This window comes from Empedobacter sp. R750 (assembly GCF_030324345.1).
Lineage (GTDB): Bacteria > Bacteroidota > Bacteroidia > Flavobacteriales > Weeksellaceae > Empedobacter > Empedobacter falsenii_C.
This window is the reverse complement of sequence record NZ_JACAGF010000002.1, coordinates 154,532-168,267: the sequence shown is the minus strand read 5'-3', so window position 1 is coordinate 168,267 and position 13,736 is coordinate 154,532. Positions and strand designations below refer to the sequence as shown.

The window sequence follows — 13,736 nt, the reverse complement described above, 5'->3', positions numbered from 1 at the left end:
TAATGTAACATGTTCCAAATAGGAAAAACCCTTGTATCTGAAGAACTACTAAATGAAGATTTTGTTTGTAATCTGAACAAATGTAAAGGGATTTGTTGTGTAGAAGGTGACGCAGGAGCGCCTTTGAATGATGACGAACTAACTGTATTAGACGATATTTATGAAGATGTAAAACCTTATTTGCGTCCCGAAGGAATTGCGGTGATTGAGCAAGAAGGTAAGTACACAATGGATACTGACGGCGATTGGGTAACTCCATTAGTCAATAATCGCGAATGTGCCTATTTAGTTTTCGAAGAAAATGGTTTTTCAAAATGCGGTATTGAAAAAGCATACGAAGATGGAAAGGTCGATTACAAAAAACCAATTTCTTGTCATTTGTATCCAGTTCGTGTTAAGGAATATTCAAATTTCACTTCTGTTAACTATGATGTATGGGATATCTGCTCGGATGCTTGTACCTTAGGAAAAGAATTGAAAGTGAATGTTGCAACATTTGCAAAAGATTCGTTGGTCCGAAAATTTGGACAAGAATGGTACGATGAATTAATGGCCATTCAACAAGAATTAAACAACCAAAAAAAGTAAAAAAATTATTATGTCAATAACAAGAGCAAGAAGATCTACTGACGCTATTGAAAGATTATATATCTCTATGCGTCATTTATTTCATAGAGGAGTGTACCGTCCATCTGGTGCGCCTGGAAAAATATTAAGAAATTTATTATTCGAAATTAATCCAGAAATCTACGGATCAATGACAGATCCAAACAAAGTAGAATTAAGCGGATTAATGTACGTTTTAGATCGTTTACCAGAAGGAATCGTAGAAACACCTTATGTGTCTTTTACATCTGACGAAGGCTATGATCGTTCTATTTTCACACCAATTATTCCTGCAAAACGTCGTCGTTTTTGCTATAGAATTGATGATGATCAAATGAATATCGAGATTTCTCGCGGTCGTTCTGATATCTATGATGTGTTGACGCACTTAACGTTTTTATACAATGAGGCGGATAAAATCAGAAATAGAGCATTCAGTAATGAAACACTTTCTAAAAGTAGAGCGTGGGAATTTATTGAAAATGTTGTATTCAATGAAGTTGAAATTTCTCGAAAAGAACGTGAAGTTGCTTTGATGCATTTATCGACTATTTTAGGAAGAACGTTTGAAGAAACACAAGAAATTCATCATTATTTCAGTAAAGCAGACGACAAAGATTATTTTTTCCGTGTAGTTTATTGGATGGGTTACACAAGTCAACAAGATCGTATCGGAACTAAGAAACGTGAAATTACATTTACATCAACTTTACGTGAATCGATTGGTCATCATATGATTGGAGAAAAATGGGCGAATGAAATCAAACGTGTATTATTCGAAAATAATCTTCAAGATAAAAACATTCACATCATTTCTGCTAATATGCACAGTGTGTCTAACATGTTGTATGCGTATGATGGATTGAAAAGAAAATATAAAAATGATGGAGTAGAAATTTACGAAGATTTGAGTGCAGCAAACAACAAAATGTTGCGCGATTCGTTAAATGATTACACACAACAGAATGGTTTAGTTTACATCAAAGATCAATCAGGAACAAATATCGATGTTCAAATTATTGATTTATCTAAAGTAAACATTGCTAATTCTGCATTTTCTTATGCAAAAGATAAGAACAATGAGGTGATTATTGTGATGGATTATGCTTTTGGTGAGCAAGCATTCGAGGCGATGGATGAATTGTTGAAACCATACAAAGTTGGAGATGTAAAATTCAAAATGAATGTAAAATCTGTTGCGATTATGGGTAAAGCTGGAATTTTAGAAGGAAATAAAGGTGATATTATGATTGCTACAGCACATGTTTTCGAAGGAACTACAGATAATTATGTTTTTGATAACGAATTAACTGCTGCTGATTTCGAAGGTCAAGGTTTAGGTGTTTACGAAGGACCAATGATTTCAGTTTTAGGAACATCATTACAAAATAAAGACGTTTTAGAATATTTCAAAAATTCGTCTTTCCAAGCAATTGGATTAGAAATGGAAGGAGCGCATTACCAAAAAGCAATTCAGGTTGCATCAAAAATTAGACATCACATCGATAAAGATGTTAAAGTAATGTATGCATATTACGCTTCAGATAATCCTCTAGAAACAGGAAGTACATTGGCTTCTGGTGGTTTAGGATTAACAGGTGTAAAACCAACATATCTAATCACACAAAAGATATTAGAAAAAATTATTAAATAAATTCAATGAAGAATTTTTCCATTTTAGGCTACGGTCATATTGGACGTGTACATCAACAAGCAATAGAGGAAACGGAAAACGCACAATTAATTTCGGTGATTGATTTCAATTTACCAGAAGATTTACCTTTCAAAGGTTATTCAACACTTGAAAGTTTTCTGAATGAAGATCAAGAAACGGATGTTGTTGTGATTGCTACGCCAAATGGTTTACACCGCGAACATGCGATTCGTTGTTTAAAAGCTGGGAAAAATGTTTTGATTGAAAAACCGATTGCATTAACAGTAGAAGATGCAAAAGAAATATTGAAAGTTGCGGAAGAGAAAAATCTTAGAGTTTTTACGTCGATGCAACTTCGTTTTTCTCCAGTTGTGCAATATGTAAAGAATTTGATTGACAATAATTCGTTAGGAAAAGTTTTCATGGTGAATATTAATTGCTATTGGAATCGTAATAAGAATTATTACAAGTTGCGTGAATGGCACGGAAACCAAGAAATGGACGGAGGTGTTTTATTTACTCAATTTTCACATTTTGTTGATATCATGAATTTTTGGTTTGATGAGGTAATTTGTACAAATTCAAAAAGTTTCAATTTTACACATCAAGAAGTGACAGAATTTGATGATTCGGGTTGTGTTGATTTTACGGCTGATGGAGCAATCGGACATATGATTTATACAACATCAGTTTTTAATAAAAATTTCGAAAGTAATATCACGCTTATTGCTGAAAAAGGAACAATTAAGATTGGAGATCAATATCTTAATCAAATGATTTATTCTGATTTAAAAAATGTGTGTTGTTCAAACAAAATTTCTACTGAACAAAAGAATTTTCATCCCAACGCCATTGCCGAAATTTCTGATGCGTTAATCCGTCATAATGAATCTTTGTTAGATGGAAAATATGCTGTAAATTTAGTCAAGTTTATTTCGGATGCGAATCATTTGGCAACAAAAAATAAGCAAGAACTTAAAACAGAAAACTATGAAATTTCACACTCGTAAATGGGTAAAACCGGAAGATCTTAATCCAAATAAAACACTTTTTGGAGGAAAACTTTTGGCTTGGATTGATGAAGAAGCGGCGTTATATAGCATTGTGCAATTAGAAAATTCGCATGTTGTAACCAAATATATGTCTGAAATCAACTTTATGGCTTCGGCTCGTGAAGGTGATATTGTAGAAATAGGAATTGAGGTGGTGAAATTTGGAACAACTTCATTGGTTTTACAATGTGAAGTACGTAACAAAATGACGCATGAAACCATTATTACAGTCGATCGAATTACGATGGTTAATTTAGATGCAGAAGGAAAACCAAAACCGCACGGGAAAACACAAATAGAATATGTGGTGGATCGTTTAGCTGGGAAAGGTTAAAAAATTATATCAATAAAAAAGTCGAAACAATGTTTCGACTTTTTTATTTTATTCTGAATTTATTCGGCTTTTGTTTTGAACTTTTTATCGTTAAAATATAGAGATTTGAATCTTTTACTTCATAAAATAGAAGATATTCTTTAATAATTTTGACTCTAACATCTTCAAAATTTGTTTTTCTTCCAATTTCAGGAAATAAGATAATTAGATTGATTTGATTTTGAATTAATTGAAAAAGTTTTTGACTATAAATAGTTGATTTATTTCGATTTTTCCAATAATCAAGAATGTCGAATAATTCATTTTTTGCTTGAGTTGTCCAAATTATTTTTTCAACCATTCATTCATTTCTTCGTTAACAACAGAATTTGACAAAACATTGTTACTCGAAATCTGATTTTTAGCTTCTTTTATAGCAAGTTCTTCTTCTTCAGAAACTTCATAAATAGAACTTTCGGTTTGAAATTTCAATAATTCTAAAATTTCTTCTAATTTCACTTTATCATTCAGATTTGAAATTTGAAGAATTAGTTCCAATTTTAAATCAGAAATACTCATATTGTTTTGTTTTAGAATAAGATAAAGTTAATGAAAAATTTAAAACATAAAAAATCGTTGAATTTATTTAATTAAAATTCAACGATTTAGATGATATTGTAAAAAAAGATTTACTCTGCAAAAAACAACGATTTCAATTCGTGTGCATCAGCAGGATTCATTCTTCCAGCTAAAATCAAACTTAATTGTTTACGACGCAAAGCAGCTTCATAACGTTCGATCTCTTGTTCAGATTCTGGAATTAATTCAGGAACTTGAACAGGTTTATTGTCATTATCAACGGCTACAAATGTGTAAATACCGCTATTTGTTTGGTTATAAACACAATTTTCATAATCGTAAACGTAAACATCAACATAAACTTCCATCGAAGAATTAAATGCGCGAGTTACCTTAGATTCTAACTTCACCGTACTTCCCATCGGAATCGGAATGTTAAACGCAACGTGATTGACACTTGCTGTTACAACCAAAAAACTTCCACCATGCATTTTCGCAGAAATAGAAGAAATTCTGTCCATAGAAGCCAATAATTCGCCTCCGAACATGTTTCCTAAATTGTTGGTTTCATTCGGTAAAACCAAGTTTGTCATTACTGCTAACGACTCTTTTGCTGTTTTTGCTTTCGCCATAAACTTTTGTTTGTTGGATGCAAATTTCAACAAAATATTCGAGTTTTGAAACAGTTATTATCGTTGTGTTAAGTGTTTGTAATTGAGTTTTTTATTAAATCAATAAAATTTTATAGTTAAAAAATGTTAATATAGATTATTGTATTATTTCAAGTCTTACATTTGAACAGAATTATGAAAATGTTTATCACATACTTGCTATCTGCTTTGTTTCTGCTATTTTTTGCGGAAACTAAAGTGTTTGCGGGTACTCAACATTTTCAAGGAAATTTAACTTCACAGACGGTTGTTAATGATAATACACATATTTATCACGCAAGTAAAATTGTTGAGACGAAATTTTCTAAAACTTCAAATTCAAATCAATTTCAAGAATTTAATCCAAGTATCGAAACGATTGATGATGATTTTCAGACATCAAACAAAATCGATTTAGAAACTTGTATCAAACTATTAAGTGTCGTTCTGGTTTTAAACTTTATAATTCAAGGTTTAAGAAAGAAACACATCTTCTACAATAAAACCATCAAATTTTCGAGTTGTAAGTACATTTTGTTACGTACAATTAGAATTTGATTGATTTCTTAAATTTAATAATTACACTAAAAATTAGTGTTCAGTCCATGAATAGCTGAATGTTAGCCAATTTTTGTATGTAATATTTTTTGGTAAAACTACTTCTGCCAAGAAATCCATTTAATCAAATTTTACATTTAATAGTTAGAAGAATTATGAAAAGAGTCGCATTATTTGTTGCTCTGAGTACTGTATTGTTGACAACAAGTTGTTCATCAAAAAAACAGGAAAAAGAAGAAGTGAAAGATTATCCAATCACAACGCCAATCAAAATGGATACGATTGTAGATAAGGATTATGTTGCCCAAATTCAGTCGGTACGAAACATCGAAATTCGTGCGCAAGAAAAAGGTTATTTACAAAAAGTTTTTGTGGATGAAGGTCAACATGTACAAGCTGGTCAATTGTTGTTTCGCATTATGCCTTCGATGTATCAAGCCGAATATTTGAAATCAAAAGCTGAGGTAAAAGAGGCGCAAATTGAGTTGCAAAATTCAGCAACTTTGGCTGATAACAATGTCGTTTCTAAGAACGAAAAAGCTATTGCGCAAGCACGATTAGAAAAATCGAAAGCAGAAATGCAATTGGCTCAATTACATTTATCATTTACAGATATTCGTGCGCCATTTTCTGGAGTTATTGATAGAATTCCTATGAAATTGGGAAGCTTGATTGATGAAGGAATGTTATTAACAAATTTGTCTGATAACTCATCAATGTTTGCTTATTTCAACGTTTCTGAGCCAGAATATTTAGATTATCAAACAAATAGTCAAGATAGAGCGAGTAAACAAGTTTCGTTGATTATGGCAAATAATAAACCTTTACCAGAAAAAGGTTTGGTAGAAACGATAGAAGGAGAGTTTAACAACGAAACAGGAAATATTGCGTTTCGTGCACGTTTTGCAAATCCAAATCATTTGTTGAGAAATGGTGAAACGGGGAAAGTAAAAATGACGGTTCCGTTACATGATGCTTTATTAATTCCACAAAAAGCAACTTACGAAATTCAAGATAAAACCTATGTTTTTGTAGTCGATAAAAATGGTGTTGTGAAATCAAGAAATATCACGATTGGTTTAGAAATGCCTGATGTTTATGTGGTAGAAAGCGGACTTTCGGAGAAAGATAATATTTTGTTAGAGGGTGTTCAGAAAGTGAAAGATGATGATAAAATCAAAACGAAATTTATTGCACCTAGAAAAGTTCTTTCATCGTTAAAATTAAAATCAAACTAATCTAAAAAAATCAAAGTTATGTTTGATAAATTTATTCGAAGACCCGTTCTTTCGATTGTCATTTCGTTGATTATAGTTTTTTTAGGAATTCTATCATTAGTCAAATTACCTGTAACGCAATTCCCATCAATTTCGCCTCCAAAGGTGAATATTACAGCGGAATATCCCGGTGCGAATAACGAATTATTGATCAAGTCGGTTGTAATTCCATTAGAACGTGCGCTAAATGGTGTTCCTGGAATGAAATATATTACATCTGATGCTGGTAATGACGGTGAAGCGTCTATTCAAGTGATATTTGATTTAGGAACTGATCCCAATATTGCAGCTGTAAATGTGCAAAACCGAGTTTCTTCAGTTGTAAATAAACTTCCGCCTTTGGTAGTTCGCGAAGGTGTGAAAATCACACGCGAAGAATCAAACATGTTGATGTACATTAACTTGTACAGTAATGATCCAAAAGCTGATCAACAATTTTTATATAATTATGCAGATATCAATATTTTATCTGAGTTAAAACGTATTAATGGAGTTGGAGATGCAGATATTTTAGGAAACAGAGAATATGCGATGCGTGTATGGTTGAAACCAGATCGTATGCAAGCGTATAATATTTCTGCGGATGATGTGATGAAAGCATTGGATGAACAAAGTATTGAAGCTTCGCCTGGTAAAACTGGAGAAAGTTCTGGAAAACGTTCAGAAGCTTTTGAATATGTGTTAAAATATTCAGGTCGATATAACACAAAAGAACAATATGGAAATATCATTTTAAGAGCAAATCCTGATGGAGAAATATTGCGTTTAAAAGATGTTGCTAATATAGAATTCGGAAGTTCGATGTATGACATTTACTCAACATTGAACGGAAAACCTTCTGCCGCAATTGTGATAAAACAATCGTATGGAAGTAATGCCAGTGAAGTCATCAAAAACATCAAAGCATTAATGGCAGATTTGAAAGAAAATAATTTGCCAAAAGGAATGGATTACGAGATTTCATATGACGTTTCAAAATTCTTAGATGCTTCGATGGAAAAAGTGGTACACACACTTTTTGAAGCTTTCGTTTTAGTTGGTATTGTGGTGTTTTTATTCTTAGGAGATTGGCGTTCTACATTGATTCCTGCGTTAGCGGTTCCTGTTTCTTTGGTCGGAACTTTTGCGTTGATGAGTTTCTTTGGAATTACATTAAACTTGATTTCCCTTTTTGCTTTAGTTATGGCGATTGGAGTCGTCGTCGATGATGCGATTGTGGTGATAGAGGCGGTTCACGCCAAGATGGAAGAGAAAAATCTCTCGCCTTTACGAGCGACGGAAGAAGCGATGCGCGAAATTAGTGGAGCAATTATCGCAATTACATTTGTAATGGCAGCCGTGTTTATTCCAGTTGCGTTTATGTCTGGACCTGTTGGTATTTTTTATCGTCAATTTTCGATTACGATGGCGACATCAATTATTTTATCAGGTATTGTTGCCTTAACGCTTACACCAGCTTTGTGTGCAATGATTTTGAAAAATAATCATGATCAACCAAGAAAGAAAACAATGTTAAATAAATTTTTGTTGAAGTTTAATAATTTGTTTAACAAAGGATCTTTTAAATATGAAAAAGTTTTAACCAAAACAGTTAACAAACGCACTGTTACATTCGGAATTTTATTAGCATTTTGTGCTGGAGTTTTCTTTTTGAATAATAGTTTGCCTTCTGGATTTATTCCAAACGAAGATCAAGGAATGTTTTATGCGATTATTCAAACACCTCCAGGTTCTACGTTAGAAAGAACGAATGAAGTTTCTCAAAAATTACAAAAAATTGCGGAAGGAATTGATGGCGTTTCATCAGTTTCGTCATTGGCAGGTTATGAGATTTTGACAGAAGGAACCGGAGCAAACTCTGGAACTTGTTTGATTAACTTGAAAAGTTGGGACGAACGTTCTAAATCTGCGGAAGAAATCATCAAAGAATTAGAAGAAAAAGCTGGGAATATAAATGGTGCGAATATCGAATATTTTCAACCACCATCTGTTCCTGGATATGGTGCTGCAGGAGGTTTCGAGTTGAGATTGTTAGATAAAGCGGGTAGTGGAGATTATCATAAAATGGAAGAAGTGAGTCGTGATTTTGTAAAAGAATTAACTCGTCGTCCAGAATTGAGTTCTGTATTTACATTTTATAGTGCTTCGTTTCCTCAATATGTCTTGAAAATTGACAATGATATTGCCGAACAAAAAGGAGTTTCGATCGAAAATGCGATGGATAATTTATCAACATTAGTTGGTTCTAATTATGAAACAAGTTTCATCAAATTTGACCGACCTTATAAAGTGATGGTACAAGCTTCTCCAGAATATCGTGCATTACCAGAGGATTTATTGAAATTATATGTAAAAAATGATCAAGGTGAAATGGTTCCGTATTCAGCTTTCATGAAAATTGAAAAAGTGTATGGATTATCAGAAATTACGCGTCACAATATGTATAATGCAGCAGAAATTAGTGGAACGCCAGCACCGGGTTATAGTAGTGGACAAGCGATTGCAGCGATTAATGAAGTTGCTAAAAATACATTGCCTCGTGGTTTTGGAATTGATTGGGCTGGAATTTCTAAGGATGAGGTTTCTCGTGGAAATGAAGCGGTGATTATTTTCGCCATCTGTTTAATTTTCGTTTACATGATTTTATCAGCGCAGTACGAAAGTTTTATTTTGCCTTTACCGGTTATTATTTCATTACCAACAGGGATTTTCGGAGCATTTTTCTTCTTGAAATTATTAGGATTAGAAAATAATATTTATGCACAAGTTGCAATGGTGATGTTGATTGGACTTCTCGGTAAAAATGCGGTGTTGATTATTGAGTTTGCTGTGCAGAAACATAACGAAGGTTTATCAATTGTAAAATCAGCGATTGAAGGTGCAGGTGTTCGTTTCCGTCCAATTTTGATGACATCATTTGCGTTTATTGCAGGTCTTATTCCGTTGGTTATTGCTTCTGGTCCGGGAGCAGTAGGAAATAGAACAATTGGTACTGCTGCTGCGGGCGGAATGTTGTTCGGAACTATTTTCGGGTTGTTTATTGTGCCCGGTTTATATGTTGCGTTTGGCGCCTTGGCGGATAAAATGCAATTGGTGAAATACGAAGATGAGAATCCTTTAACAGAAGAAATCACGGAAGATGAATAAAAATAGTTTAAAAAATATAATTGCAATAAGTCTTTTTGGAACAATGATTTGGAGCTGTAAAGCTCCTGCGGTAAGCAAAGAGATAGAAAATCATCAAGCACCAAAAATTCCAGAAGCTTATGAAAATGTGCAAAATGATGATGCACCAAGTTCTGGATTAACGCCTTGGAAGCAATTTTTTACTGATCCAAATTTGGTTGTTTTGATTGAAGAAGCGTTAAAAAATAACCAAGAATTGATGATCACACTTCAAGAAATTGAGATTTCTAAAAATGAAGTGTTGTACAAAAACGGAAAATTATCTCCTACGGTAGCTGCAACTGCTGGAGTTGGTGTGGAGAAAGTTGGTCGTTACACAAGTCAAGGTGCTGGTGATGCCTCGACTGAGATAAAACCTGGGAAAGAAATGCCTGATCCTTTGATGGATTATGCGATTGGGTTGAGTGCTGATTGGGAAGTTGATATTTGGAAAAAATTACGTAATTCGAAAGACGCTTCGATTGCGCGATATTTATCAACGGTGGAAGGAAAGAATTTTGTTTTGACAAATTTGATTTCTGAAATCGCTTCGTCTTATTATGAATTATTGTCTTTGGACGGCCAATTAGATTTAATTCATCGAAATATTGAGTTGCAAAAAGAATCACTGCGTGTGGTGAAAATTCAGAAAGAAGCAGCGCGTGAAACTGAATTAGCGGTGAAAAAATTTGAAGCAGAATTATTAAAATCTGAAAGTGAAGAGTTTAATATTAAACAAGATATTACAGAAACTGAGAATAGAATTAATGCATTATTGGGAAGATATCCGCAGACGATAAAACGTGATGGTTCGTCTTTTATGGATTTGATTCCGCAAACAATGCATGCAGGAATTCCGTCTGAATTATTATCAAATCGTCCTGATATCAAACAAGCAGAGTTAGAATTGAAAGCTTCTGCATTGGATGTAAAAGTAGCTCGTGCAGAATTTTATCCGTCACTTAATATTTCTGCGGCTTTAGGACTAAATGCTTTCAAACCTTCTTATTTGGTAAAAATGCCAGAGTCAATTCTATACTCATTGGCAGGAGAATTAGCTGCGCCTTTAATTAATAAAAGTGCGATAAAAGCGGAGTTTAATACAGCAAATGCTCATCAAATACAAGCGTTGTACGAATATGATAAAACAATTTTAAATGCTTATTTAGAAGTGTCAAATCAAATGTCGAAGATTAATAATTTAGAACAAAGTTATTCTTACAAAGACAAACAAGCGAAAGCACTTGTAGAATCTATTGATATTGCGAATCAATTGTTCAAAAATAATCGTGCAGATTATTTGGAAGTGTTAACAACTCAACGTGATTTATTGGATGCAAAAATGGAATTAATCGAAACAAAAGAAAAACAATTAAGTACAGTTGTCGCTATTTACAAAAGTTTAGGCGGAGGCTGGAAGTAGTTTTCATATTCATTCTAACAAAGAAATAAGCTGCCTTTTGGGCAGCTTATTTCGATTTATATTGTATTGAAATGATAAATTAATTTTCAGTTCTAACCCAAGTTCCAGGAGACTTTTTATTCACATCATTCATATATTTTTGTGCTTCTTCTATGTTATTAAAACTGTTATATGTAACATAATAATAGCGACCTTTTACATAAGAAATTCCAGCATCTTTGTAACCTTGTTTTTTCAATTCTCCAACCAAACGATCAGCATCTTCTTGACGTTTTAGCGAAGCCGCAATTACTTGATATTTTTTATTGCTAGATTTTGCAGTTGTTTTAGTTGTAATTTCTTTTTTGTCCTCAACTTTCTTTTCAGCTGTTTTAGGAGCTTCAACTTTCGTTAATTTTTTTGTTTCTGTTTTTACAACTTCTTTTGTCGAAGGTTTTTCCTTTACAATTGCCGTAATCTCCTTTTCAGTCTCATTCAGTTTTGTTTCCTTTACAACTGTAATTTCAACTTTTTTAGGCGTTTCAATTGTATCTGTTTTCGTTACGGTTTCAGCAATTTGATATTCAACCAAAGAAGGTTCAGCAATCGTTTGTGGCATATTATACACATCGTATTGCACTGTAGGCTTTTCAGTTTTTGTTGCGTCATCTTTACCAATCATTGGTAAAACCAAACCGCTCCATTGCTCCGTTACGAATTCTTGCACGGGTTGCGGCGTATTAAAATATAGGAAGCCACCAACAATAATGGGAATTAATGAGGCTGCGGCTAAAAATTTTGACATGTGTTTGTTAGAGGTTTTAGTTTTAGACGAATCTAAAATGTAATTGGCTTGTAAATTTGAAAGACCGTAAGCGGCGATGAAATAATTTTGAGCATTTTCTGGTTTGAAGTCAATTTTTCCAGCGTCATTAAATTGTAATGATCCGATATTTTGTAAGGTTAAAACTTTTCCATTTTTCAAATGTTCTTGCCAAAAATAAACTTGTTCATTCAAAAATGTTTGCGCATTTTCAAAAGACATTGGCTCATCTTCTACAATTTTATTCACCAAAACACCATCACTTTTTGTTAAAGTTGTATTGAAAGAAAGCTCTTTTCTTGGCGGAATAAATGTGTTTGTTTGCTCGTCAAACGCCACATTAGCAGTGTTTGAGATAAACGCACCAAAGTTTGGAACGATTACACAATCGTGCTGAAATAATAATTGACTAATATGCTCTTCTAACCTCATACTACGAAATTAACATTTTTTTTAGATTTAGCAAAAAAATAAATACTTAAAATTATTCTTAGTTGGTTTAATATTAATAATTTAACAAAATGCAAACCGATTTACCATATATTTTAGCACTTTCTTTTCAGAAAGGAATTGGCGATATCACAGCTCGAAAAATTATTCAATTTTTTGGTTCGGCAGAGGCTGCTTGGAATTGTAAACCAAAAGATTTGATGCAAATTTCGGGAATTGGACAACAAATAAGCAAAGATTTTGGAAATAAAAAATGGTTAGATTTAGCTTTTAACGAAATAGAATATTGTAAAAATAATCAAATCAATATTTTAACTTTTTATGATGAAGCTTATCCACAATTGTTAAAAGAATGTATTGATGCACCTTTGGTGATTTTTTGCAAAGGAAATTTAGAATTTAATCAATTCAATAATAAAAAGATTTCGATTGTTGGCACTCGAAAAATGACTAATTATGGACGAAATTTTATTACTGAATTAATCGAAGGTTTAGCAGATTTTGATGTGACGATTGTAAGTGGATTAGCGTATGGTTGCGATATAGAAGCGCATACAAATGCGCTCAAAAATAATGTTGCAACGTGGTCGGTAATGGGAACAAATTTTGAACGAATTTATCCTGCTGCTCATAAAAAAGTTGCTGTTGAGATGTTACAAAAAGGTGGTTGGATTACAGAACAACCTAGTTTTAAAGCGGTCGTTCCCGAAGCTTTTTTGCAACGAAATCGGATTATTGCAGGCTTATCAGATATTACAATTGTGGTAGAATCTGCTTTTAAAGGTGGAAGTTTGGTGACTGCAAAATTTGCAAATGAATATAATCGTGAAGTGTTTGCTTTGCCAGGAAAATCAACCGATGCGTTGAGTATTGGGTGCAATTATTTGATAAAATCTCATCAGGCTTATTTGGTCGAAAATTCGAAAGATATTATTGATTATTTTAACTTCAATTCGAAGAAGAAACCAAAGCAAATAGATTTGTTTATTGAGTTTTCTGATGATGAAAATTTAATTGTAAATTATCTCAAAACGAATGGAAAACAACATATTGATAAAATGTCTTTTGACCTAAATTTGAAATCCTATGAATTGATGCCAACCTTATTAGATTTGGAATTAAAGCAAATAATTTCGACACTTCCAGGCAAATTTTATGATTTATTGTAACAAGCAATACAATTTTTAGCAAGTTATTTTGTTATAAA

The 13,736-nt window shown here is 32.8% G+C and carries 13 protein-coding genes; 9 read left to right on the top strand and 4 right to left on the bottom strand.

The window, feature by feature from the left end; all coding sequences use genetic code 11:
• Positions 1-9 precede the first annotated feature (9 nt).
• The 4 genes from HXZ74_RS03225 to HXZ74_RS03210 are packed head-to-tail and all read left to right on the top strand — an operon-like array spanning position 10 to position 3,646.
• The gene (locus HXZ74_RS03225) at positions 10-588 is read left to right on the top strand and encodes a DUF3109 family protein (RefSeq protein ID WP_038336749.1); all 579 of its coding nucleotides are present in this window, start codon (positions 10-12) and stop codon (positions 586-588) included.
• Positions 589-598: 10 nt separating this feature from the next.
• Positions 599-2,260 (top strand): DUF6909 family protein, encoded by a 1,662-nt coding sequence (locus HXZ74_RS03220; protein WP_286473826.1) that lies wholly within the window; start codon positions 599-601, stop codon positions 2,258-2,260.
• Positions 2,261-2,265: 5 nt separating this feature from the next.
• A complete protein-coding gene (locus HXZ74_RS03215; RefSeq protein WP_286473823.1) occupies positions 2,266-3,270 on the top strand; it encodes a Gfo/Idh/MocA family protein in 1,005 nt (334 codons plus the stop codon).
• Entirely contained in the window at positions 3,251-3,646 is a 396-nt protein-coding gene (locus HXZ74_RS03210) for an acyl-CoA thioesterase (RefSeq protein ID WP_038336752.1), read from the top strand. The genes HXZ74_RS03215 and HXZ74_RS03210 overlap by 20 nt, the downstream gene beginning before the upstream one ends.
• A gap of 43 nt (positions 3,647-3,689) precedes the next feature.
• Here the strand turns inward: HXZ74_RS03210 and HXZ74_RS03205 are convergent, their stop codons facing one another.
• The 3 genes from HXZ74_RS03205 to HXZ74_RS03195 form a co-directional block, all read right to left on the bottom strand.
• Positions 3,690-3,986 carry a type II toxin-antitoxin system RelE/ParE family toxin gene (locus HXZ74_RS03205; RefSeq protein ID WP_280049943.1) on the bottom strand — a complete coding sequence of 99 codons (297 nt, stop codon included), beginning with the start codon at positions 3,984-3,986 and terminating at the stop codon, positions 3,690-3,692.
• Positions 3,971-4,204, bottom strand: a complete 234-nt coding sequence (locus tag HXZ74_RS03200) for a hypothetical protein (RefSeq protein ID WP_038336755.1) — start codon at positions 4,202-4,204, stop codon at positions 3,971-3,973. Before HXZ74_RS03200 ends, HXZ74_RS03205 begins: the two co-directional genes overlap by 16 nt.
• A 110-nt stretch (positions 4,205-4,314) precedes the next feature.
• Complete coding sequence (locus HXZ74_RS03195; RefSeq protein ID WP_286473820.1) at positions 4,315-4,836, bottom strand: acyl-CoA thioesterase; 522 nt, start codon at positions 4,834-4,836, stop codon at positions 4,315-4,317.
• Between the two features lie 180 nt (positions 4,837-5,016).
• On the opposite strand from HXZ74_RS03195, the gene HXZ74_RS03190 reads away from it, so the two are divergent.
• The 4 genes from HXZ74_RS03190 to HXZ74_RS03175 all read left to right on the top strand — a co-directional run bounded on the left by HXZ74_RS03190 (position 5,017) and on the right by HXZ74_RS03175 (position 11,277).
• Entirely contained in the window at positions 5,017-5,412 is a 396-nt protein-coding gene (locus HXZ74_RS03190; RefSeq protein ID WP_180905720.1) for a hypothetical protein, read from the top strand.
• Positions 5,413-5,567: 155 nt separating this feature from the next.
• The gene (locus HXZ74_RS03185; RefSeq protein WP_114998167.1) at positions 5,568-6,650 is read left to right on the top strand and encodes an efflux RND transporter periplasmic adaptor subunit; all 1,083 of its coding nucleotides are present in this window, start codon (positions 5,568-5,570) and stop codon (positions 6,648-6,650) included.
• Between the two features lie 18 nt (positions 6,651-6,668).
• On the top strand, positions 6,669-9,836 hold the full coding sequence (locus HXZ74_RS03180) for an efflux RND transporter permease subunit (RefSeq protein WP_114998164.1): 3,168 nt from the start codon (positions 6,669-6,671) through the stop codon (positions 9,834-9,836).
• Positions 9,829-11,277, top strand: coding sequence for a TolC family protein (locus HXZ74_RS03175; protein WP_286473818.1), 1,449 nt, complete (start codon positions 9,829-9,831; stop codon positions 11,275-11,277). Before HXZ74_RS03180 ends, HXZ74_RS03175 begins: the two co-directional genes overlap by 8 nt.
• 79 nt (positions 11,278-11,356) lie before the next feature.
• Here the strand turns inward: HXZ74_RS03175 and HXZ74_RS03170 are convergent, their stop codons facing one another.
• Entirely contained in the window at positions 11,357-12,511 is a 1,155-nt protein-coding gene (locus HXZ74_RS03170; RefSeq protein ID WP_286473815.1) for an HU domain-containing protein, read from the bottom strand.
• Between the two features lie 89 nt (positions 12,512-12,600).
• On the opposite strand from HXZ74_RS03170, the gene dprA reads away from it, so the two are divergent.
• The gene (gene dprA, locus HXZ74_RS03165) at positions 12,601-13,698 is read left to right on the top strand and encodes a DNA-processing protein DprA (protein ID WP_280050649.1); all 1,098 of its coding nucleotides are present in this window, start codon (positions 12,601-12,603) and stop codon (positions 13,696-13,698) included.
• Positions 13,699-13,736 lie beyond the last annotated feature (38 nt).